Genomic DNA, 22,274 nt, shown 5'->3' on the forward strand with positions numbered 1-22,274 from the left:
CCCGCCAACGCCCATTTCTGCGGGCTGCAGCACAGTTTTGGCGGCGCTAGCAGACAAGTCCTGCGCTGTCGAGATATGGCGCCGTGGGCCGTTTGCGTATACTGCGCAGATGTTCTCCCCAACTGCTTTGCGCCCGCGATGCGCCAGATGGCTCATCGCAACCGGACTCTTCCTGATGCTCAGCGCCTGTGTTGATAAACCCAGCACGCTCGAGCGAATCAAGGAGGATGGCGTATTGCGGGTGGTTACTCGAAACAGTCCAGCCACTTATTTCCAGGACCGCAACGGTGAAACCGGTTTCGAGTACGAACTGGTCAAGCGCTTTGCCGATGATCTTGGGGTGAAGCTGGAAATCGAGACCGCCGACAACCTTGACGACCTGTTCGGCCAGTTGGGCAAACCCAACGGCCCGGTGCTCGCCGCCGCCGGCCTGGTGAGCAGCGAACAGCGTCAGCAACAGGTGCGTTTCTCCCATCCTTATTTGGAAGTCACTCCGCAGATCATCTACCGCAACGGCCAATCGCGGCCGACCAACGCGGCGGATCTGGTGGGCAAGAAGATCATGGTGCTCAAGGGCAGCACCCACGCCGAACAACTGGCCGATCTGAAAAAGCAAAATCCTGCCATCGAATACGAAGAATCCGACGCGGTCGAGGTGGTCGATTTGCTGCGCATGGTGGACGAGGGCCAAATCGACCTGACCCTGGTGGACTCCAACGAAGTGGCCATGAACCAGGTGTATTTCCCCAATGTGCGCGTGGCCTTCGACTTGGGCAATGCCAGCAACCAGAGCTGGGCCGTGGCCGCCGGGGATGACAACAGCCTGCTCAACGAGGTCAACAGTTACCTCGACAAGGTGCAGAAGAACGGCACCCTGCAACGGCTAAAAGACCGCTATTACGGGCATGTCGATGTACTGGGTTACGTCGGCGCCTATACCTTCGCCCAGCATTTGCAGCAACGCCTGCCCAAATATGAAAAGCACTTCCGGGCATATGCCAAGGCAGAAAAGGTCGATTGGCGCCTACTGGCGGCCATCGGTTACCAGGAATCACTGTGGCAGCCGGCCGTCACCTCCAAGACCGGCGTGCGCGGCCTGATGATGCTGACCCAGAACACCGCCCAGGCCATGGGCGTGTCCAACCGCCTGGATGCCCGGCAAAGCATCATGGGCGGCGCCAAGTACCTGGCGAAGATCAAGGACGAACTGGACGACAAGATCGCCGAACCGGACCGCACCTGGTTCGCCCTCGCCGCCTACAACGTGGGCACCGGCCATCTGGAAGACGCTCGCACGTTGGCCAAGCGCGAGGGCCTGAACCCGAACAAATGGCTGGACGTAAAGAAAATGCTACCGCGCCTGTCGCAGAAGCAGTGGTATAGCAAGACCCGCTACGGTTACGCGCGGGGCGGCGAACCGGTGCACTTCGTGGCGAACATCCGGCGCTACTACGACATTCTCACCTGGGTGACCCAGCCGCAGTTGGAAGGCAACCAGGTGGTCGAAGGCAACCTGCATGTGCCGGGTATCGACAAGACCAAGCCGCCGGAAGACACCCCGCCACTCTGAGCGCAATATTTCAGACACCGCCAATTGGCTTTACTTGGCTCAAAGGCCGGTGAGCAGATGGACTACGCCGCCCGGTAACACCATCACGCCAGCAATACCCGACGCCCTTAACCCCGCCTCATCCAGCCGCCCCGCATCCTCCAACTGCACCCGCACCCGCGTCAGTGCCACGCGCTGTTGCGACTTGAGGTTATCCGCCCCGCCCAGCGCACTCAGCACCTCGGCCGACAACTCATTCTGCGTTGGCGCGGCTACGGTTTCCGCCACCAGATCCGGAGTAAGGGCCTTCCAGAACGCCCGCTGCAATTTCTCGAACATGCTCAAAGCTCCACGACAGGTGAGGTTTCAACGGTGGCCGCCTGGTACATGCGCAATGCCTCGCGCACTTGGGCGGCTTCTTCCAGGCCCAGGACCTGACGAGCGATGATCTGGCAGTCAGCCAGGTCCAGTTCGCGCACCGTGGCCTTGATAGTGGGGATCAACGGGACGCTGACCGACAGCTCATCCACCCCCAACCCGATCAACACCGGCACCGCCAGCGCTTCGGACGCCAACGCACCGCACACGCCTACCCACTTGCCGTGGGCATGGGCAGCCTTGACCGTTGTGTCGATCAGCCGCAATACCGCCGGGTGGAAGCTGTCGGCCTGACTGGCCAGGCGCGGATGGTCACGGTCCATGGCCAGGGTGTATTGGGTCAGGTCATTGGTGCCGATGGAGAAAAAGTCCACATGGGGAGCGAAGACATCCGCCATCAATGCAGCGGACGGCACTTCGATCATGATGCCCAGTTTCGGTAGCGTCGCGAGCCCGAGCGCCGCTGCTTCTTCTTGAAGAATCCGCCGAGCCAGGTGCAACTCAGAGAGCAGGCTGACCATCGGCAGCATGATATGCAGCCGCGCGAAACCGGCGCTGGCGAGGATCGCGCGAAACTGTTCGCGCAACAATTGCGGCCGCTCCAGGCATAGGCGAATGCCGCGCAGACCGAGGAATGGGTTGTTCTCGGCGTCCATCGGCACATAGGCCAAAGGTTTGTCACCGCCGACATCCAGGGTGCGCACCACCAGATTGCGCTCGGTGCCCAAGGCACGGGCGATGGCGGTGTAGGTGGCGGCTTGTTCGTCGGGGCTGGGGGCGCGGTTGCGGTCCAGGTAGAGAAATTCCGAACGCAGCAGGCCGACGCCTTCGCCGCCCAGGCCCAGGGACTGCTCCACTTCCGGCAACGAAGCAACGTTGGCGGTGACTTCGACATGATGCCCATCGCGGGTGATTGCAGGAACGCCAGCCTGCGCCATGTCCCGCTGATGACGCAGCAGCTGTTGCGCGCGCGCCGTTTCCAACTGCTCGATTTGCGCCAGGTCCGGGTCCAACTGCAACGTACCCTGATCGGCGTCCAGCAAGACATACCGAGCATTGGCCAGCGCCAGCGCTTCAGGCGACACGCCGCAAATCGCCGGCAGGCCAAGGGCCCGGGCGAGGATGGCGACATGGCTGGTGGCGCCGCCGCCGACCGTGACAAAGCCCAGCACCTTGCGCGTGTCCAGGCTGGCGGTTTGCGAAGGGGTGAGTTGCTCGGCGATCAGGATTGCGCGCTCGGGCAAGTCCCAGGCGCTGTCTTGAATGCCGAGGATCAGTTTCAACACACGCTGGCCGACATCCGCCAGGTCCGCGGCCCGCTCAGCGATCAGCGCATTGCCCAAGCCCTGGAAGAGTTCCACGGTGGCGGCGGTGGCACGGTTCCAGGCAAAGGCTGCGCTCTTGCCCTCGGCCAATAATCCGTGGGCTTGTTCCAGTAATGTCGGGTCTTCAAGCAGTTCCTGATGGGCACGAAAGATCTCCGCCTGGGCACTGCCGACGGCATCGTCCTGCAAGGCTTGAAGCGCTTGGGTCGCGGCCGCCAGACCACGGGCCAACGCTGCCTGCTCAACGGCCTGCCCGGCGCCCTGCTCAGTGATGTTCAACACAGGCTCGGCCACTTGAAACACTTGGCCGAACGCCGCCCCCGGCGATGCACACACGCCCCTTAGTAGCGTGGCCGGCAACACCGGTTGCTCCGGTGCTGTCGGTGTCGTAACAGCCTCGCCACAGCCTTGCGTCAACAACGCAACCAACGCCGCGATCGCGGCCTCGGCGTCTTCCCCCGCCGCACTCACTTGCACGCTGTCGCCCTGCACGGTTTGCAGGGCCATGATCGCCACCAGCGATTTGGCATTGGCGCTCTGGGTTTGCTTGTGCAGGTAGATGCTTGCGCTAAACGCTTTCGCGGCCTGGGCCAATACAGCCGCCGGGCGGGCGTGCAGGCCGTTGGCATTCGGCAAGGTCAGGGGCCTGGAGAACAGCGCGTCGCCCTCCTCCTCATCGGCCTCTTCTATCCGATTGCCAGGGGCTACCTGCAACACGGGCTGGCCCAGTTCTACCAGGCCGTTTGCCAAAGGCGTGAAGGGCTCGCCGCTGACCACCAGCATCAGGGTCAGCACACTGCGTGCGTTGAGCGCCACATAGTCGGCATCGAATTCGATCAGGGCTTGCCCCGCCTCCACCCGCTGGCCTTCCTCGACCAGACGGGTGAAGCCCTTGCCGGCCAGGCTTACGGTGTCCAGGCCGATATGCATCAGCACCTGCACGCCGTTGTCATCGGTGATGCTGACCGCATGCCCAGTGTCCTGGATATTGCTGATCACCCCGGCCAGCGGTGCGCAGAGGGTCTGCGATGTTGGGTCGATGCACAGGCCGTCGCCGATCATGCGGCTGGCGAATACCGGGTCGGGCACCTTGTCCAGCGCCAGCAGTACACCCGACAAGGGCGCCCGCAATTCCAGGGGTTGCGTTGCGATCATGACTTCACCTGCTGTTTTGTTCTGTAAAAATCACGGGGTAGATGCGAATGCCAGGGGTGACTTATTTCCACCAGTATTCAACCTGCACGCCCACGTTCGACCCATGCCGCGCCGTGCCATAGGAACCGGTGTCGGACAACGCCGAGCCCGCCGCCAGTTCATTCGCCGCACGCTTAGCCGCTTCGTTCCAGGTCGCATAGGTGTAGTACAAGCGCACTTCCGGTCGCGCCCAGAAATCCGGGCCTTTGGGCGACCAAGTCGGGGCGAAGGTGAATTTGCTCAGTTTGCGCGTGCCGCCGGTGGCGTCGACTTGATCGTGCCCCAGTTCGGTGACCAGTTTGAATTGTTCGCTGAGCGCATACGCAGGTCGTACGCCGATGGACATCCAGGTCTGATCCTGGCTGCCGGGCCGAATGTCCTTCTGGTACACCGCCTCGATCTGCCCACCGAAACGCGGGGTCACCTGCCAGTCGAAAAACTCCACGGCGCGATAACTTTTGCTGCTGTTGTCCAGGAAGGTATTGCCGGTGTAGCCCAGGCCGGTGCCGGGGCCTTCGCCGTACTGCAGGGCGAATTTGTTCTTGCCGCCCAGGAAGGGTTTTTGCACATGCTGCGCGGTCAGCGCCCAACCGCTGTGGGTATCACGCCCACCGGCCTTTTCGATATAGCTCAAGCCCAGCTCCAGCTCGCCGCCGGGGTTGGTCTTGAAGCCCGCGACGTTGAAATCGTGACGGGTGGCGTATTCCTTCTGGTACAGGTTGTCCTTGCGGGAAATCGCATAGCTGTACTTGAGGTCGCCGATCAGCACGTCCTCGATACCGCCGCCCGTGGCGCTCTGGTTCCAGTAGTAGAAGTCGGAAATATGGATGTCGTTACGTTTGTAGTAACGCCGACCGGCCCACAGCGAACCGCCGTTGAGGGCAGGCAGGTTCGACCATTGCGCATACATCTGCGGCATGCGCGCCGAGCCGTTGTCTTCGCCTTGGAATTTAAGGGCGCGGTCGTACTTGTTGTAGAGCGAGGCCATCGCATCGACGCTGAGTACCGAGCCATCGTCGAAGGTCAACAGGTCCTGACGCAGTTCCAGTTCGGCGTACTGCTCGCATTCGTTGCCCAGGCGGTATTTGGTTTGCGCCCCCGGCAACTGGAAACACTGCTGTGGGCCACTGCCCGTGGAAGTCCCCGCGCCACTGCGCAGGTAACCGGCAAATTCCAGGGCCTGGGCGCCGAATGGCAGACTCAGGCAGGAGGCAACGAGGCCGAGCTTTACGGTGGTTTTCATGAAGCACTCCAATATTTTTATTATGTTTTTTTGCAGCGCCCCTGCACTCCCATACAGGGGTTACAGCGGGTCTCAGTCCTTCAAATGCAGCACAAAAGATTCGTACGGACGCAACACCACCGTGGTGGTGCGTTGCGGGCAGTCGGGGTAGTTGCTGATCAGCAGGCGTTGCTCGGTCGCCGCACCAATCACCTGGTCAGGCAGTTGGATCTCACAGGGCTGGCCGTAGAAGTTGTTCAGCACCAGCAGGCGCTCGCCGAGGCCTTCGCGCAGGTAGGCCCAGACCTGCAAATGGTCTTGCAGCAGTGGCCGGTAAACGCCCTCTTGGATCAGCGGTTCGTGACGACGCAAGGCGATCAGCGCGCGGTAGTGGTGCAGCACGGAGTCGGGATCATCGAGTTGGTGTTCGACATTGATATGCGCCGCATTGGCCGGGATGCCGATCCACGGCTCGCCACTGCTGAAGCCCGCATTTGGCTGCGCGTTCCATTGCATGGGCGTACGGCCGTTGTCGCGGGACTTCTGCATGATCGCGGCCATGCTCGCCGCTTCGGATTCGCCCGCATCGCGCTTGAGGCGGAAGATGTTCAGGGTCTCCACATCGCGGTACTGCTCGATCCTGTCGAAGCCCGGATTGGGCATGCCCAGCTCTTCGCCCTGGTACACAAACGGCGTGCCTTGCAGGAAGTGCAGCGCAGTGGCGAGCATCTTGGCCGAGACCACGCGGTACTCGCCGTCATCACCGAAGCGCGAGACCACTCGCGGCTGGTCGTGGTTACACCAGAACAGCGCGTTCCAGCCGCCACCGGCCTGCATGCCCAGTTGCCAGTCGGAAAGGATCTGCTTGAGTTGCAGGAAATCGAAGTCGGCCTTCACCCACTTTTGCAGGTTCGGGTAATCCACTTTCAAGTGGTGAAAGTTGAAGGTCATCGACAGCTCTTTCGACTCGGGCCGAGAGTAGCGGATGCAATGTTCCAGGCTGGTGGACGACATTTCGCCGACATTGATCAGGTCATGCCCCTCGAAGACTTCGCGGTGCATTTCCTGCAGGTACGCGTGCACGTTCGGGCCATCGGTGTAGAAACGGCGGCCGTCGCTGCTGTCTTCAGGGAAATCGGCGGGTTTGGAGATCAGGTTGATCACATCCAGGCGGAAACCGCCCACGCCTTTGTCACGCCAGAAACGCATGAGCTTGAACACTTCGGCGCGCACCTTGGGGTTGTCCCAATTGAGGTCGGCCTGGGTGTGATCGAACAGATGCAGGAAATACTGGCCGGTTTGCGCCTCGTACTCCCAGGCCGAACCACCAAACTTGGATTCCCAGTTGTTCGGCTGGTCGCGCCAGATATAGAAATCGCGGTAGGGGTTGTCGAGGCTGCTGCGTGCCTGCTGGAACCATTCATGCTCGATGGAGGTGTGGTTGACCACAATGTCGAGCATCAGCTTGATGCCGCGCTTGGCCGCTTCGGCGATCAGCAGGTCGCAGTCGGCCATGGTCCCGTAGCTGGGGTCGATGGCGTAGTAGTCGCTGATGTCGTAGCCGTTGTCCCGTTGCGGCGAACGCAGGAACGGCGTGATCCACAAACAATCCACGCCTAGCCATTGGAGGTAGTCGAGCTTGTCCACGATGCCCAGCAGATCACCGGTGGCGTTACCCGCGTGACTGTGGAAGCTTTTGGGGTAGATCTGGTAGATCACCGAGTGTTGCCAGTCTTGCATGGTGGGTTCCTTTAGTAGGGTTTTGTGCTGGCCTCTCGGGCCTCATCGCGAGCAAATCGAACCGTCGCGCCGCCCTCCCACAGGGTGTAAGCATTCCAACTGTGGGAAGGGGGATTGCCCCCCGATAGCGATAGTTCAGGCGACGCGATAACCCGGCCGAACAATCTTCATGCTCAACGCGCAGGTCAAAACAAACGGCACGACCATCGCGATGACCATCCCGATCACAAACATCGCGATGGATTGCGGCACGATCGAAATAAACCCAGGCAAGCCTCCCACCCCGATGGCCGAGGCCTGCACCTTGTTCAGCGACAGGAAAATGCTGCCCAGGGCCGACCCTACCAACGCCGCATAAAACGGAAACTTGAAGCGCAGGTTCACCCCGAACATCGCCGGTTCCGTGATGCCGAAATACGCGGAAATCGCGGAGGTGGAGGCCATGCTTTTGTCCCGCGCATTGCGGGTGGTGTAGAACACTGCGAGTGCGGCACTGCCCTGGGCCAGGTTGGACATCACGATCATCGGCCAGATAAAGGTGCCGCCCTGGGTGGAGATCAGTTGCAGGTCCACGGCCAGGAACATGTGGTGCATGCCGGTGATCACCAGCGGCGCATACAGCAGGCCGAAAATCGCCCCACCGACCATCGGCGCCAGGTCGAACAGGGTGACCACGCCTTCAGTGATCAGGATGCCGAGGTGACGGGTCACCGGGCCGATGATTGCCAGGGCCAGCACGCCGGTGACCACAATGGTGGTGATGGGCACTACCAGCAATTGAATCGAATTGGGCACCCGTGCCCGCAGCCACTTCTCGATCACGCTCATCACGTAGGCGGCCATCAGGATCGGCAGGATCTGCCCCTGGTAGCCGACTTTTTCGATCCTGAACCAGCCGAAAATGTCGAAGTACGGCAGGCTCTGGCCATCCAGACCGGCGACGGCCTTGCCGTAATTCCAGGCGTTGAGCAGGTCCGGATGCACCAGCATCAAGCCGAGTACGATGCCGAGGATTTCACTGCCGCCGAAGCGCTTGGCCGCCGACCAACCCACCAGCGCCGGGAGGAACACGAACGAGGTATTGGCCATCAGGTTGATCAGGCTCCACAGGCCATCCAGGTTCGGATAGGCCTCCAGCAGCGTCTTGCCCTCGATGAACATGCCCTTGGCGCCCATCAGGTTGTTGATGCCCATGAGCAGGCCGGCAATGATCAGCGCGGGCAGGATCGGCATAAACACATCGGAAAACACGCGGACCAGGCGCTGCATGGGGTTGGTTTTGTCGGCGCCCTTCTTCTTCACGTCGGCGATCGTGGCGGCGGCCAGCCCGGTGATTTCGCGCAGGGCGGCGTAGACCTTTTCGACTTCGCCGGGGCCGATCACCACCTGAAACAGGCCGCCGGTAAAGAACGACCCCTTGACCAGATCGACCTGGTTCAGCGCGCTGCCATTGACCCGGCTGGGGTCCTTGAGCGCCAGGCGCAGGCGAGTCACGCAGTGTGCGGCTTGCTCCAGGTTGTCGCTGCCTCCGAGGTGCTCGAGGATCTCGCGGGCGATATTCGAATAGTCGTGGCTCATGCTTGGTTTCCACTTTGGTTTTTTTATTTGGGGGCAGTCATTGGCAGCACGCCGAAAGCAAAAGTACTCGTACAGACGAGTTAAAGCAACAACTCGTCTGTACGAGTTTGAAATTGTTTTTTCCTGATTTTCTGTAGGAATCTGCTGAGCCCCATGGAAGCCGCAGCAACCAAGGGCTCAATGGACAAACCCTATCGGTAGCACTAAGGTTCGAGCCTGAATAAGCCGGGCACAGAGCCATCCCCATGAGCAAATACAACCAGATCTATAGCGATCTGCTTGCCAGCATCACCACTGAACGCCTGCAACGTGGTACGCGCCTCCCCTCCGAAACCGAATTGATGGACAGCTACCAGGCCAGCCGAGGCACCGTGCGCCGCGCCATCGAACAGTTGCAGGAACGTGGCTTTGCGCAAAAGATCCACGGCAAGGGCACGTTCGTGTTGTCGCCCAACCCGATCGAGTTTCAACTGGGCGGCATCGTCAGCTTCCACGAAACCCACGCCGACCTCGGCGATGACGTCCTGACCGAAGTGGTCGAATTCACCCAGATCCCGCTGGAGGGTTCGCTGCTGCAACACATCGAAGCCGAACCCGGCACGCTGATCACCCGCATCAAACGGGTACGACACATCGATGGCAAACGCGTGATCCTCGACATCAACCACTTCGTCGCCGACCTGATCCCAGGCTTGGACCGCACCATTGCCGAGCAGTCGATCTACGCGTTCATCGAACAGACGTTGCAGCTGCAAATCAGCTACGCCCAACGCACCATCAAAGCCCTGCCCCGCAGCAAAGACGACCAGGCCCACCTGGACCTCGACGGCCAGAGCCATGTGATCGTGGTGAGCAACCAGACATTCTTCCAGGATGGACGGCAGTTCGAGTACACCGAGTCGCGGCATACATTGGATAAGTTTTATTTTTCGGATATTGCGCGGCGGTGAGCCGAGTCAGGAAAAAGCATTGGCGTTAAGTCATCTGCTACGAAGAACTCCCCCCTATGTTGAGTAGAGACTTTTCCTGCCGTCGGCCATTGGCCGGCGTCTGTAAAGCCTGGTTGGTGATGCTCAGCGTGCTGCTCATCGCCTGCCAGACGCCGCGTGAGGCGCTGCAACAACTGGCTCAAGAGCATGGCCGACACTGGGAGGTCTTGCCGGGACATGCGTTCCCCCTCTTCATCCTTGCACCGCGAACTGCCGAAAAAATGACTCGCCTGCGTGTCTATTTGGAAGGCGATGGGCATTCCTGGGCCACGGCCACACAACCCAGCCTGGACCCAAGCCCGCATAATCTCTTGGTGCCACGGCTGGCGGTCGACGATCCGACGCCGAACGTTTACTTGGCACGCCCCTGCCAGTTCGTGATGGCCGCAACCTGTCAAACCTCACTCTGGACCGATCGACGATTTTCTCAGGCAGTGGTCGACCGTCTCAGCCAGGCCATGGACCAACTGAAACAGCGATATGGCAATCGTGAGTTCGAACTGGTGGGGTATTCAGGAGGCGCCGCCCTGGCATTATTGCTGGCGGCGCAGCGCAATGATGTGACCCAAGTGCAAACCCTTGCCGGCAATCTCAGCCCACGTCTGTGGGCGGCGATGAAAGGGTTGTCCCCGCTCGACGGTTCACTGGAACCGCTGGACTACCGTGATCGACTCGTCTTAATACCCCAGCGTCATTTCATCGCAGAAGCTGACTCAATCATTCCGAGTCATTTAGCCGATCAGTACCAACAGGCACTTGGCTCGCCCCTCTCCCAATGCGTGCATGTACCAGGGGCAAGTCATGACAAGGGGTGGGAAGCGGCATGGAGCCGATGGGCTAAAACTCCGTTGGCGCATCAGCGTCTTGAGGCTGAGAGTAGGCAGATCCCTTTGAAACAACCCACTACCTCCCCCATCAGGCTCCGCGCGGCGCGTGACAGCGCCAATAACCCTGAAGTTCCAGCTATTGCTGATTAATTCCGCAAAGTTAAAAAAAATAACTGAAACGTCGCATTTTTTAGCTTTTTTCCCGGCCTTAATCATTTTCTTGATGAATTGTCCTACACGCATCGTGTAAATTCGGCCGCGCTTGAATCAGCACTCACTGACAAGCTGGCAGGGATGCCTAAAAGACGGACGCTGACGCGCGCGTTATTCCCTGTCAGTTTCCGCCCTGTAAGGATACTGCCTTGAACATTTCCCACCTGCGCCGCTCGTTGTTGGCGCTGTCCGTTGCGGCTGCCACTGCCACGGTCCATGCCGCACCCGCACCCGACTTCAACTATGACCTGAGCAACGGGGCCTACAACAGCGACGGCGATGTTTTCAATAACGCCACCCTGACCGGGACCTCGCAAAACGCAGGTGTCGGCCTGCTCAACGTGACCCTGGCGGGCAATCTGATCAATCAGGGCAACATCAACCTGACGACCACCAGCCCCAGCGACGTCCCGTCCGGCATCGCCGTACTCCTTAATTCCAACATCGCGGGCGACCTGGTCAATAACGGCGACATTACGGTGAGCGGCAACGGCGCGATGGGGCTGGACCTGTATCAGGCGAATATCGCGGGCAACGTAAACAACAACGGCAAGATCAGTGTGACTGGCCAAAACGCCAACGGCATGATGATCACCTCGACTCAGGCGCGCATCAATAACTCGGGCACGATCACCGCTCGCGGCCTCGATTCAGCGGGCATCGAGATCGAGAACGCGCGCTTCACCGGGCAGATGACAGGCGCGCCCTTCACAAGCGATATCAACAACAGCGGGACTATCTCCGGCGAAGGCATGGGTATCCACTTCGTCAACCTCGACACCTCCGGGGGCTTCGACACCCTCTCCATCAGGCAGACAGGTGGCCTGATCGAAGGCGGCATTGCGGCAATTCTGGTGAACGACAACGCCTCACCCTCGTACTTCTACTGGCAAGGTGGTCAGGTCAAGGGTGACCTGCTGGGCCTCAGTGGCGTGCTGGTGCAAGGCGAGGCGATGTTCGATGGCTCGACCATCCGCGCCGGTTTCGTCGATATCGACGGTGGCCGCCTGACGCTGCTTCGCCCGCAGACCACCATCGTCGGCGACCTCGACATGGACAGCGACACTGCGCGCCTGCGTCTGCTGCTTGATAACGACACACTGCCCAACGCGCCGATCCTGAAAGTCACCGGCAATACCTTCTTCTCTGCAGGCAGCCAGATCGAATTGCAGGCTCGCTCCGATGACTTCCGCACCTCGGCCGCGGGCAACCGCTACACCCTTATCAATTCCGGTACGTGGGAAGACCCGGAGAACCTGTCCGTGGTTTCCTCCTCGGCCCTGCTTGAAGTGAAGAACTTCGGCATTGAAGGCCAGGACGTGAAAGCACTGGTTGCCACCCGCAATGATGAGGTCGTCACACAAGACCTGCTGGGTGCCCACGGCTCGCGTAATGCGGTGAATGCCATCAAGCCGTTCAAGAACACGGTGATGGGCCAACTGGACGAAAGCGACCCGGTATTCCAAAGCTTCGCCAATGCCGCCACCGCCGAAGAGCTGGCCAAACTGGCCGAAACCCTGACCCCAGATGTCAGCCGCGGGGCGATCAACGCTGCCACCAACAGCCAGAACTTGGTCGCAAGCGCCATCAACCGTCGTGCCAGCAAAGCGCGCAGCGGTTTGTCCTCCGGTGACGTGCTGGCTGAACAAGGCGTATGGCTGCAAGCGCTGTCCAGCGATGCCGACCAAGACAGTCGCCACGGTGTCGCAGGCTACGACGCCAACACCAACGGCATCGCCGTGGGCGCCGACGGCAAGGTCAACGCCGAGACCACCGTGGGCCTGGCTTACAGCTACCTGACCAGCGACGTCAAATCCGACCTGGGCAACAAAACCGATGTCAGTGGCCACGCATTGACCCTGTACGGCAACTGGGCCCGTGACAACTTCTTTGTCGACACCTCGCTGATGTATGGCTGGAACGACAACGAATCCAAACGCTACATCGCCGGCACCCGTGCCAAGGCCGACTACGACAGTGAGATCTTTGGCGTCAACGCACTGGCCGGCTACACGTTCCAGCTCAACAAGCAGTGGCTGCTGGAACCTCAGGTCGGTGCGCGCTATGCCAATGTGTCGATGGATTCGTACCACGAGAAAGGCAGCTCAGCCGCCCTCAACGTCGGCAGCCAGCGCTATGAAATCGGCGAAATGGGCCTGGGCGCTCGCCTGGCGGCCGCTTTTGACCTAGGTGCAGGCAGCCTGGAACCGGAAGCCAAGCTGATGGCCTGGCACGACTTCATCGGCGACAAGGCCGGCACCACCTCCACCTTCGTGCTCGGCGGCACCCCATTCACCACCACCGGCGCCACACCAGCGCGCGACAGCTACGAGCTGGGCCTGGGTGCAAACTACCGAGTGGGCGCTTGGAGCGTGGGAGGGACATACAACTACCTGACCAGCAGTGGTTTCGACGCCGATACGTTCAGTGCGAACGTGCGTTACGACTTCTGATAAACCCCTTCGCTAGAAACAACAAAACCCGCCCATGCGGGTTTTGTTGTTTTCAGGCTGGTGGTTTGCGGCGGGTGGGCGCCGTAGCCGACGCATCGTAGGCATCGCCAACAGCCGCTAAGTTTCGTAGGAAATTTTGTAGGTCTTGCCTAGCCGTTCGACACGTGCAAACCCGAGTTCGCCAAGGTGCATACCCGCGATAAGAATCTTATCCGAGCTAACAACACTCAATAGTTTGGATCGTGTTTCGGCGCTAAGAAGCGGATCTTGGTCGAATGCAATGGATACATCGGGACGAGCAATCTGAATTTGGGGGAAATGAACGATATCCCCCCAAACCAGCAGACTACGACCATTGGAATCGAGACGATAACCGCAATGTCCTGGGGTATGCCCCAGAAGAGGCATCGCACTGATGCCAGGCAGAACTTCGTTATCAGTAAACGTGCGCGTCTTCTCCCGATACTGATCGAACACCTTGCGAGCAAACAGAAAGTTGCCACGAGCCCGCTCACTCGCTCGGCTGAGGTGACCATCATCCTTCCAAAAAGAAACCTCGCGCTGGTGGACGACTAACTCTGCATCGGGAAAGGCTGCTTCCCCTGAAGAGTCAAGCAGGCCCCCAACATGGTCGGGATGAGCATGGGTCAGAAGAATGGTGTCAATGTCAGCGGGTTGCACCCCAGCAAGCGCGAGATTCGCCTTTAACTTGCCGCCCCACTGCTTGAAACCACCAGCCCCCGCATCGATGAGGATCGTGCGGCCCCTTCCACGCACCAGGTAACAGTTGATGTGAATCGAGGATGGGTCGCTCACACCTGCGTCCTGCTGCAACTTGTACGCCTGCGTAGGATTAATGTTGGAGAGAAGATCCAGACTTGCGCAAAGGTATCCATCACTGATGGCCGTAATCGAAAAGTCGCCGATCTGCTGGCCCGGAAATTTCATGTCGTTCATTGCGGCACTCCTTGCGGATCATCAGTTCCGCGCGTAGAGGGTATCGGCTGGATAGCCAAAGCAACGGATGCGTGCCGTTAGCCCGGCATGGCGTTTTATTGCCTCATCCAGTCGCGCCATGAAATCGTCCATGACCGATGCCGTTCTGAACGGTTCGAGGCGGTACTTGATTTGCGCGTAAGCAGGATGCCCACGCCCCTGGCGAGCAGCGACATAGATGACATGCACGTTGTCCAGCGCAGCCTGGAGGACGTCCGTGCAAAGCAGGGTGCATCGTCCGGTGAGTTCCGCCAGATTCGCTTCGGGCGGCATCTTTTGCGCCTGGATAAAGATCGTCAGGTTAGGCATGTCGATTCCGCCCCTGCGTCTGGGGCACTGCGCCATTGCCACCGGTCAATTGCGCGGTCATCGGTGCATAGAGGTGCACGTTCTTTGGAAGGGTATTTGCACCAAGACTAATGGCGCTATCCAGCTTCGCCAGCCACCTGTTTTCAGGACATTTCTCCAATGCGACCGCCCACATCTGCTCAGGCGTGAGCCCCATCTCGATGAGCGGCTCGGGACCGACTGCGCTCACGATCAGATACTCGCCTTCACCGATGACAGGCGCGCGCTCAAGGCCGCCGTAAAGATTGCGGTGCCAATCGGTAATGTACTGCTGCCAGCGTGCGAAGTCGCCCCCGCCCTTCTGGCGATACTCATCACTTTCAAGCACAGCCAGACCGTCGATCGAGTGCATGGCCAGGTACACAGGGCAACCAGTGCTAATCGCTTTGAAGCGTTGCGAAGTATGGAACCCACTTACGGAAATAAGCGCGGGTAACTTCTCCAGGCTATAGAAATCATTCCACAGTGCTTCGCTGACTGGGTCAGCAAAGCTGCACTCGACGGTATAGATCATGGATAGCTTGCTACCGGCCTTTTCGTAGGTCCGGCCCTAATTATTGATGTCTAGTCATGCTATGACCTTGATCTCGGCGTATAAAACGATTAATCGATATGCTTCAGTGACAAAAGATCAAGCTAAGCTGGATCGCCATCATCAGAAAGGGAACGCTCATGCGAAGGAAGATCCCCAGCAGCACGGCACTGACAGCATTTGAAGCCGCCGCCCGCCACGGCAGTTTCGCGCGCGCGGCAGAGGAACTGTCTTTGACTGAAGGAGCTATCAGTCGCCAGATCGGCCGGTTGGAAGCCTTCCTCGGGGTCACGCTGTTTGAGCGGATCGGCAATCGTGTCCGACTCCTTCCTAACGGAGAGCGTTACGCGGCGCAGGTTCGCGAATCACTTGACCGCTTGGATCGGGACAGTCAGTACTTGATGGGGCAGCCGAACGATGGCGCAAGCCTGGACATTGCCACTATCCCAACGTTCGCGATGCGATGGCTCATCCCTCGCTTGGGACGCTTCCAGCAGAAGCATCCGAACATTACTGTGCATTTGGCCGAGCGCATGGAGCCCTTCGTCCTGGCCGGTAGCGGATTCGATGCTGCCATCCATTTCGAACACCCGGCGTGGACGGGCATGCAAACTCACCAACTTTTGCATGAAGTGCTGGTTCCGGTTTGCCATCCTGGACTTCTGACAGGACGCAATCGAACAACCGCATTGGACGAATTACCGCGCCTTCACCGACGACAGAACCCTGACGCTTGGCAACACTACTCCCAAGAGGTGGGAAGCCCGCTGACCAATCCTGCAATTGGCGCACGCTTTGATCTCCATGGAATGTTGATAGAAGCCGCATTGGCCGGCCTCGGCGTTGCGCTAGTACCGCGCCTGTACGTTGAGACCGAACTGGCGTCAGGAAGCCTGATCGCCCCGTGGCCGGACGGAAAAACCATCTCTAAAACCTTCTGCCTCATCCTCCCTGAGCCCATCGAATTGGGTAGAGAGCCAATACAAGCTTTTGCTCAATGGCTGCTCGACGAAGCAAAGAAGGGAACAGAACTTGCCCGCGGCGATCATCTTCTTCGCCTCCCCTAGACGCTCACACGCTTGAGCCAGGGTGATCCCGCCTAAGCCGTAACGACCGGAGCTGACGTCACACAGACACGCTGCCTGGCGATGCACAAAGCTGCCAGAATTTGCCAGCCCCAAAAAGCCAAAAGCCCGCAGTTACGCGGGCTCCAGGGCATTTTTTGCTAGTGGGTGCCGGACAATGCCGGACGTCCAATCATTCCCACTCAATGGTCGCTGGCGGCTTGCTCGACACGTCATACGTCACGCGCGAGATGCCTTCGATCTCATTGATGATACGGCCGCTGACGGTTTCCAGCAGTTCGTACGGCAGGTGTGCCCAGCGGGCGGTCATGAAGTCGATGGTTTCCACTGCACGCAGGGCCACGACCCAGGCGTAACGACGGCCATCGCCGACCACGCCAACCGACTTGACCGGCTGGAACACCACGAACGCCTGGCTGACTTTGTGGTACCAGTCGGCCTTGCGCAATTCTTCGATGAAGATATGGTCGGCGCGACGCAGCAGGTCGGCGTATTCCTTCTTCACTTCACCAAGGATACGCACACCCAGGCCCGGGCCTGGGAAGGGGTGACGGTAGACCATGTCGTACGGCAGGCCCAGTTCCAGGCCCAGGCGACGGACTTCGTCCTTGAACAGTTCGCGCAGCGGTTCGACCAGCTTGAGGTTCATTTCCTCAGGCAGGCCACCCACGTTGTGGTGGGACTTGATCACGTGGGCCTTACCGCTCTTGGCGCCGGCCGACTCGATCACGTCGGGGTAGATGGTGCCCTGGGCGAGGAACTTGATGTTGTCCAGTTTGCTGGACTGGGCATCGAACACGTCGATGAAGGTGCGACCGATGATCTTGCGCTTCTTCTCCGGGTCGGACTCGCCGGCCAGGTTATTCAGGAATTGCTCTTCGGCGTTGGCGCGGATTACTTTGACGCCCATGTTCTCGGCGAACATGGCCATCACTTGCTCGCCTTCGTGCAGGCGCAACAGGCCGTTGTCGACGAACACGCAGGTCAGTTGGTCGCCGATGGCCTTGTGCAGCAGCGCAGCAACCACGGAGGAGTCAACGCCGCCCGACAGACCAAGCAGCACGTTGTCGGTACCGACCTGGGCGCGTACTTGAGCGATGGCGTCTTCAGCGATTTTCGACGGGGTCCACAGGGCTTCACACTCGCAGATATCGAGGATGAAGCGCGACAGAATGCGCCCGCCTTGCTTGGTGTGGGTCACTTCCGGGTGGAACTGCACGCCGTAGTAGCGACGCTCGTCGCTGAACATGCCGGCGATCGGGCAGCTCGGAGTGCTGGCCAGGATGTGGAAGTCTTCCGGCATCTTGGTGACCTTGTCACCATGGCTCATCCATACGTCGAGGCCGAACAGGCCGTCGGCGTCGACGTGATCTTCGATGCCGTCCAGCAGGCGGCTCTTGCCGACCACGTCCACACGGGCGTAACCGAACTCACGCAACTCGGAACCTTCGACCTTGCCGCCCAGTTGCTCGGCCATGGTCTGCATGCCGTAGCAAATACCGAAGACCGGCACGCCCAGGTCGAACACGGCTTGTGGGCAGCGCGGGCTGTTGGCTTCGTGCACGGACTCGGGGCCGCCGGCGAGGATGACACCTTTAGGGGCGAATTCGCGGATCGCTTCGTCGTCCATGTCGAACGGATGCAGTTCGCAATACACGCCGATTTCACGCACGCGGCGGGCGATCAGTTGGGTGTACTGGGAACCGAAGTCGAGGATCAGGATGCGGTGGGCGTGAATGTCGAGGGCCATGAGAGAAACTCTGAAGAGCAGTTGCAAGCTTCAAGCTGCAAGCTGCAAGTAATCGGAAGCCGCGCGGTAGCTGTACGAATACAGCCCCGCTTGCAGCTTATAACTTGTGGCTTATAGCTGTCGGCATCAGCCGACCCGATAGTTTGGCGCTTCCTTGGTGATCTGCACGTCGTGGACATGGGATTCAGCCATGCCGGCGCCGGTGATCCGTACGAACTCTGGCTTGGTGCGCATTTCGTCGATGTTGGCGCTGCCGGTGTAGCCCATCGAGGAACGCAGGCCACCCATCAGTTGATGGATGATGGCGCTCAGGGTGCCCTTGTACGGCACACGGCCTTCGATACCTTCCGGAACGAGCTTCTCAGCGCCAGCCGAGGAGTCCTGGAAGTAACGGTCGGAAGAGCCTTGCGCCTGGGACATGGCGCCCAACGAACCCATGCCGCGGTAAGCCTTGTACGAACGGCCCTGGAACAGTTCGATTTCGCCCGGCGCCTCTTCGGTACCGGCGAACATCGAGCCCATCATCACGCAGGAGGCACCGGCGACGATGGCCTTGGACAGGTCACCGGAGAAACGGATGCCGCCGTCGGCGATCAACGGTACGCCAGTGCCTTCAAGGGCAGCGGCGACGTTGGCGATGGCGCTGATTTGCGGCACGCCCACACCGGCGACGATACGGGTGGTGCAGATCGAGCCAGGGCCGATACCGACCTTGACCGCATCCGCGCCCGCTTCGGCCAGGGCCTTGGCGGCAGCGCCGGTGGCGATGTTGCCGCCGATCACTTGCACTTCAGGGAAATTCTGTTTGACCCAACGTACGCGGTCGATCACGCCTTTGGAGTGACCGTGGGCGGTGTCGACCACCACCACGTCCACACCGGCAGCGACCAGGGCCGCAACGCGGTCACCCGTGTCTTTACCGGTGCCGACGGCGGCGCCGACGCGCAGACGACCTTGGTCATCCTTGCTGGCCAGCGGGTAAGCCTTGGCTTTTTCGATGTCGTTGACGGTCATCATGCCTTTGAGGGCGAATTTGTCGTCGACGATCAGCACGCGCTCGATGCGGTGCTTGTGCAGCAATTCGCGCACGTCGTTCTTGTCGGCGCCTTCCTTGACCGTGACCAGACGCTCTTTAGGCGTCATCACTTCGCGGACGGTGACTTCAAGACGGTTCTCGAAACGCACGTCACGGGAGGTAACGATGCCGACCAGGTCGCCATCGTGCAGTACCGGAACGCCGGAGATGTTGTGCAGGCGGGTCAGGTCGAACAGATCACGCACGGTAGCGTCGGCTTCGATGGTGATCGGATCCTTCACCACACCGGCTTCGTAACGCTTGACCTTGCGCACTTCGGCAGCTTGCTGCTCGATGGTCATGTTCTTGTGGATGATGCCGATGCCGCCTTCCTGAGCCATGGCAATGGCCAGACGGGCTTCGGTAACGGTGTCCATGGCAGCGGAGACCAGGGGAATATTCAGCTCGATGCCACGGGTTAGGCGGGTCTTGAGACTGACTTCGTTAGGAAGCACCTCGGAATAACCAGGCACTAGGAGAATGTCGTCGAATGTCAGAGCTTCTTGGCTGATACGCAGCATCGCGGGGGCTCCCGAGCGGGAAAATGGAAGCGCGCCATTATATACATGCACCCTGCCTGGCTCAATGTAAAACTCTGACAAACTTGGTAATACTGATAGATGGATTAAAGTTCGACCTTGACCCAACTGATCTTCTGGTCCAGCCAATCGGCAAATTCGTCGATAAAGCTCTGCTTGAAGCCCGCTTCAGCCCAGTTGTTGAAGATAAATCCCAGGTTGGAAAACCCGCACTCCTGCAAGAACAGAAAGCCGTTGATGTCATCTTCATGCCCGCACAGTGGGCAGGTGAAGTTGTCGGTGTGGCCGGGCATCCAGTCTTCCAGGCTTTCGAACAACGCCTCCCCCACTTCCCGCCGACACTCCGGGCAGCCGGCCTCGCCAAGAAAGCCTTTGGCGGGCGTGTAGATACAGCGTTTATAGATAATTTCCAGCCCATTGACCGGCTCGTTGAACGGTAGCGCTTCGGGGTACAACACCACGGCGCGAGCGCCGTCGGCCAGGGCATAGCCCATGCGGTTGCCGGTGCGGCCGCAGGTGGTCAGTTCTTCCTTGACGATATTCTTGCGCACCAGCCAGCGCACGATTGCCCGAGCGCGGGGTTCGTGCACGGGCAAAGTGGAGATTTTCGGAACAAGGATGCTTTGGGAGTTCATGGGAGTCCTGCGGTGTGGCTTCTGACGCCTGGGAGGACGGCAGCTTAATCCCTGAAGAAATCAGGTCAAGTACTCAAATACCGTCCAATCAACGCAATGCCGCTGGCCAGCACCAGCCAAGTCACCAAGCGCACGAATGCCTCCCGCGACAGGCGCATCGTCAACCTGCGCCCTGCCCACAACCCCACGGCCATCGCCGGCAACAAGCACACGGCAAGCAGCAACAGCGGTAAGTCCGCATACACGCCGGCGATCAGGAACAGACTCAAGCGCACCACAGTGCTGCAACTGATCAACGCACTTTGGGTGGCGCGCGCCGCGTCCTTGGGCAGACGACTGTTCAGGTAGATCGCATATAAAAAACCGCCGCTGCCGAACAGCGCACCAAACAGCCCGCCGATCGTCCCCATCGGGATCGACCAACCCGCAGCCAACTGCGTCGGGCGGCCCTTTATCGCCAGGCTATAAAGGGCGTAGGCACTGATAAACAACCCCATCAACAGCAGCAGCAGGTCGGAATGCAGATTGAGCAAAAACACCACGCCCAAGGTGCAACCGACGGCCATGCACGGCAGCAGGCGCAATAACTCGGGCTTGCTCACGTCTCGTCGGGTTTGCAGCAAACCGCCAAACGCCGCGACAAAATCCAACAGCACCAGCAGTGGGATGATCTTCGACAGCGGCATAAACACAATCAACACCGGCCCGGCCACCAGCGCCGTGCCAAAGCCGGCGATGCCGAACACGATATAGGCAACGGCCACGCCCAGGCCGATCACGAGCCACTCCAAACCGCTAAACGACCACTGACTTATCAGCTCAACCGGGCCCATGGGTGATTCCTTGCAAGAGATAGCGTTCACTTTAGCCATCGACGAGCGTTGCGACTAATATCTTCAAATCCCTCAAGTCATCTTAAAAAGGCATAACGCGTGATCTCCACCCGTCAATTGCGCTACTTCGTTGAAATCGCCGACAGCGGCAGTTTCAGTGCCGCGGCCGAGCGCCTGTTCGTCGCGCAATCGGCCTTGAGCCGGCAAATCAAGGCGCTTGAGCACCAACTGCAAACGCCGCTGTTCGAACGCACGGCGCGCCAACCGAAGCTGACCGCGGCGGGCGAAGCCTTTTACCCTCGGGCGCGCAACCTACTGAGCGAACTGCATAAGGCCAGTGAAGTGGCGACCCAGATCGGCAGCGGCCAGGTCGGCACCCTGCGTCTGAGCCATTCGAGCACCGTGCCGATGAGCGGCGTGCTGCTGCGCGGCATCAGTGCCTGGCTGGAGCGCTGCCCTGGGGTGTCGGTGGATATCGCCAAGATGTCCTCCGAAGCGCAGCTGGAAGAGATCGCCGACGGCCGCCTGGACATCGGCCTGCTGCGCTTGCCGGTGTTGCGCCAGCGCGAAGGCGTGCGCGTACAGCCTTTATACAGCGAACCCTTGATGCTGGCGGTGCCGCCGAACCATGCGCTGGCTGGCCGTGATGCGCCCATAGAGCTGGCGCAGTTGCGGGATGAGGCGTTTATTTCAATCCCCCATCCTCAGCGCGGCGGTTTGAGTTATCTGTCCGCCGAGCTGTGCATGCGCGCCGGTTTTTTCCCCAAGGCGGCTCGGGTGATGTCGCGCAAGACCACGCAGTTGCAGTTGATCCAGGCCGGTTTCGGTATTGCCTTGTTACCAAAATCCATGCAGGACATTGCACCTGCCAACCTGCGTTTTTTACCTCTGGTCGAGCCGGACAGCCTCAGCACCGTGGCCCTGGCCTGCGCGCAAGGGCCGAGCGCGCTGGTCGAGCAATTCTGCCAAACCCTAAGCGAATGCCTATAAACTGCCGCCCATGATTAAAGACC

General features: G+C 59.8%; 18 protein-coding genes. 6 read left to right on the forward strand and 12 right to left on the reverse strand.

Annotation, left to right across the window (positions count from 1 at the left end; all coding sequences use genetic code 11):
• The first annotated feature begins 109 nt into the window (after positions 1–109).
• A complete protein-coding gene (gene mltF / locus HRH33_RS22035; protein WP_167416632.1) occupies positions 110–1,570 on the forward strand; it encodes a membrane-bound lytic murein transglycosylase MltF in 1,461 nt (486 codons plus the stop codon).
• Between the two features lie 39 nt (positions 1,571–1,609).
• Here mltF and HRH33_RS22040 read toward each other — a convergent pair whose 3' ends face one another.
• The 5 genes from HRH33_RS22040 to treP all read right to left on the reverse strand — a co-directional run bounded on the left by HRH33_RS22040 (position 1,610) and on the right by treP (position 8,986).
• Positions 1,610–1,888: a PTS sugar transporter subunit IIB gene (locus tag HRH33_RS22040; RefSeq protein WP_034100369.1), complete on the reverse strand. Its 279-nt coding sequence runs from the start codon at positions 1,886–1,888 to the stop codon at positions 1,610–1,612.
• A gap of 2 nt (positions 1,889–1,890) precedes the next feature.
• Entirely contained in the window at positions 1,891–4,407 is a 2,517-nt protein-coding gene (ptsP, locus tag HRH33_RS22045) for a phosphoenolpyruvate--protein phosphotransferase (protein ID WP_167416631.1), read from the reverse strand.
• A gap of 61 nt (positions 4,408–4,468) precedes the next feature.
• The gene (locus HRH33_RS22050) at positions 4,469–5,689 is read right to left on the reverse strand and encodes a maltoporin (RefSeq protein ID WP_034139202.1); all 1,221 of its coding nucleotides are present in this window, start codon (positions 5,687–5,689) and stop codon (positions 4,469–4,471) included.
• 72 nt (positions 5,690–5,761) lie between these two features.
• Complete coding sequence (gene treC / locus HRH33_RS22055) at positions 5,762–7,408, reverse strand: alpha,alpha-phosphotrehalase (RefSeq protein WP_094065489.1); 1,647 nt, start codon at positions 7,406–7,408, stop codon at positions 5,762–5,764.
• A gap of 135 nt (positions 7,409–7,543) precedes the next feature.
• On the reverse strand, positions 7,544–8,986 hold the full coding sequence (treP, locus tag HRH33_RS22060) for a PTS system trehalose-specific EIIBC component (RefSeq protein ID WP_167416630.1): 1,443 nt from the start codon (positions 8,984–8,986) through the stop codon (positions 7,544–7,546).
• A gap of 245 nt (positions 8,987–9,231) precedes the next feature.
• On the opposite strand from treP, the gene treR reads away from it, so the two are divergent.
• The 3 genes from treR (at position 9,232) to HRH33_RS22075 (ending at position 13,468) form a co-directional block, all read left to right on the forward strand.
• Entirely contained in the window at positions 9,232–9,936 is a 705-nt protein-coding gene (gene treR, locus HRH33_RS22065) for a trehalose operon repressor (RefSeq protein ID WP_034100378.1), read from the forward strand.
• 119 nt (positions 9,937–10,055) lie between these two features.
• On the forward strand, positions 10,056–10,952 hold the full coding sequence (locus tag HRH33_RS22070) for an alpha/beta hydrolase (protein WP_243269793.1): 897 nt from the start codon (positions 10,056–10,058) through the stop codon (positions 10,950–10,952).
• 212 nt (positions 10,953–11,164) lie between these two features.
• The gene (locus HRH33_RS22075; protein ID WP_103387571.1) at positions 11,165–13,468 is read left to right on the forward strand and encodes an autotransporter family protein; all 2,304 of its coding nucleotides are present in this window, start codon (positions 11,165–11,167) and stop codon (positions 13,466–13,468) included.
• A 117-nt stretch (positions 13,469–13,585) separates the two neighbouring features.
• On the opposite strand, the gene HRH33_RS22080 is transcribed toward HRH33_RS22075, so the two are convergent.
• The 3 genes from HRH33_RS22080 to HRH33_RS22090 are packed head-to-tail and all read right to left on the reverse strand — an operon-like array spanning position 13,586 to position 15,326.
• Complete coding sequence (locus HRH33_RS22080; protein WP_167416629.1) at positions 13,586–14,425, reverse strand: MBL fold metallo-hydrolase; 840 nt, start codon at positions 14,423–14,425, stop codon at positions 13,586–13,588.
• 21 nt (positions 14,426–14,446) lie between these two features.
• Positions 14,447–14,773 carry a hypothetical protein gene (locus HRH33_RS22085; RefSeq protein ID WP_167416628.1) on the reverse strand — a complete coding sequence of 109 codons (327 nt, stop codon included), beginning with the start codon at positions 14,771–14,773 and terminating at the stop codon, positions 14,447–14,449.
• On the reverse strand, positions 14,766–15,326 hold the full coding sequence (locus HRH33_RS22090) for a sugar ABC transporter (RefSeq protein ID WP_167416627.1): 561 nt from the start codon (positions 15,324–15,326) through the stop codon (positions 14,766–14,768). The genes HRH33_RS22085 and HRH33_RS22090 overlap by 8 nt, the downstream gene beginning before the upstream one ends.
• Positions 15,327–15,484: 158 nt before the next feature.
• On the opposite strand from HRH33_RS22090, the gene HRH33_RS22095 reads away from it, so the two are divergent.
• A complete protein-coding gene (locus tag HRH33_RS22095) occupies positions 15,485–16,411 on the forward strand; it encodes a LysR substrate-binding domain-containing protein (RefSeq protein WP_034139218.1) in 927 nt (308 codons plus the stop codon).
• 190 nt (positions 16,412–16,601) lie between these two features.
• Here the strand turns inward: HRH33_RS22095 and guaA are convergent, their stop codons facing one another.
• The 4 genes from guaA to HRH33_RS22115 form a co-directional block, all read right to left on the reverse strand.
• Complete coding sequence (gene guaA / locus HRH33_RS22100) at positions 16,602–18,179, reverse strand: glutamine-hydrolyzing GMP synthase (protein WP_167416626.1); 1,578 nt, start codon at positions 18,177–18,179, stop codon at positions 16,602–16,604.
• Positions 18,180–18,305: 126 nt separating this feature from the next.
• Positions 18,306–19,775, reverse strand: coding sequence for an IMP dehydrogenase (gene guaB / locus HRH33_RS22105; protein ID WP_034115028.1), 1,470 nt, complete (start codon positions 19,773–19,775; stop codon positions 18,306–18,308).
• Between the two features lie 104 nt (positions 19,776–19,879).
• Positions 19,880–20,428, reverse strand: a complete 549-nt coding sequence (locus tag HRH33_RS22110; protein ID WP_034100393.1) for a hypothetical protein — start codon at positions 20,426–20,428, stop codon at positions 19,880–19,882.
• 65 nt (positions 20,429–20,493) lie between these two features.
• On the reverse strand, positions 20,494–21,261 hold the full coding sequence (locus HRH33_RS22115; RefSeq protein WP_167416625.1) for a sulfite exporter TauE/SafE family protein: 768 nt from the start codon (positions 21,259–21,261) through the stop codon (positions 20,494–20,496).
• A gap of 99 nt (positions 21,262–21,360) precedes the next feature.
• Between HRH33_RS22115 and HRH33_RS22120 the strand changes: the two genes are divergently transcribed.
• Entirely contained in the window at positions 21,361–22,251 is an 891-nt protein-coding gene (locus HRH33_RS22120) for a LysR family transcriptional regulator (RefSeq protein ID WP_167416624.1), read from the forward strand.
• The last annotated feature ends 23 nt before the right edge of the window (positions 22,252–22,274 follow it).

This window comes from Pseudomonas rhodesiae, assembly GCF_013285305.1.
GTDB classification, from domain to species: Bacteria; Pseudomonadota; Gammaproteobacteria; order Pseudomonadales; family Pseudomonadaceae; genus Aquipseudomonas; species Aquipseudomonas rhodesiae.

Bases quoted from the DNA above. Each gene is read 5' to 3' on its own strand.
- mltF (WP_167416632.1), top strand. From the start codon at position 110: ATGTTCTCCCCAACTGCTTTGCGCCCGCGATGCGCCAGATGGCTCATC.
- HRH33_RS22040 (WP_034100369.1), bottom strand. From the start codon at position 1,888: ATGTTCGAGAAATTGCAGCGGGCGTTCTGGAAGGCCCTTACTCCGGAT.
- ptsP (WP_167416631.1), bottom strand. From the start codon at position 4,407: ATGATCGCAACGCAACCCCTGGAATTGCGGGCGCCCTTGTCGGGTGTA.
- HRH33_RS22050 (WP_034139202.1), bottom strand. From the start codon at position 5,689: ATGAAAACCACCGTAAAGCTCGGCCTCGTTGCCTCCTGCCTGAGTCTG.
- treC (WP_094065489.1), bottom strand. From the start codon at position 7,408: ATGCAAGACTGGCAACACTCGGTGATCTACCAGATCTACCCCAAAAGC.
- treP (WP_167416630.1), bottom strand. From the start codon at position 8,986: ATGAGCCACGACTATTCGAATATCGCCCGCGAGATCCTCGAGCACCTC.
- treR (WP_034100378.1), top strand. From the start codon at position 9,232: ATGAGCAAATACAACCAGATCTATAGCGATCTGCTTGCCAGCATCACC.
- HRH33_RS22070 (WP_243269793.1), top strand. From the start codon at position 10,056: ATGCTCAGCGTGCTGCTCATCGCCTGCCAGACGCCGCGTGAGGCGCTG.
- HRH33_RS22080 (WP_167416629.1), bottom strand. From the start codon at position 14,425: ATGAACGACATGAAATTTCCGGGCCAGCAGATCGGCGACTTTTCGATT.
- HRH33_RS22085 (WP_167416628.1), bottom strand. From the start codon at position 14,773: ATGCCTAACCTGACGATCTTTATCCAGGCGCAAAAGATGCCGCCCGAA.
- HRH33_RS22090 (WP_167416627.1), bottom strand. From the start codon at position 15,326: ATGATCTATACCGTCGAGTGCAGCTTTGCTGACCCAGTCAGCGAAGCA.
- HRH33_RS22095 (WP_034139218.1), top strand. From the start codon at position 15,485: ATGCGAAGGAAGATCCCCAGCAGCACGGCACTGACAGCATTTGAAGCC.
- guaA (WP_167416626.1), bottom strand. From the start codon at position 18,179: ATGGCCCTCGACATTCACGCCCACCGCATCCTGATCCTCGACTTCGGT.
- guaB (WP_034115028.1), bottom strand. From the start codon at position 19,775: ATGCTGCGTATCAGCCAAGAAGCTCTGACATTCGACGACATTCTCCTA.
- HRH33_RS22110 (WP_034100393.1), bottom strand. From the start codon at position 20,428: ATGAACTCCCAAAGCATCCTTGTTCCGAAAATCTCCACTTTGCCCGTG.
- HRH33_RS22115 (WP_167416625.1), bottom strand. From the start codon at position 21,261: ATGGGCCCGGTTGAGCTGATAAGTCAGTGGTCGTTTAGCGGTTTGGAG.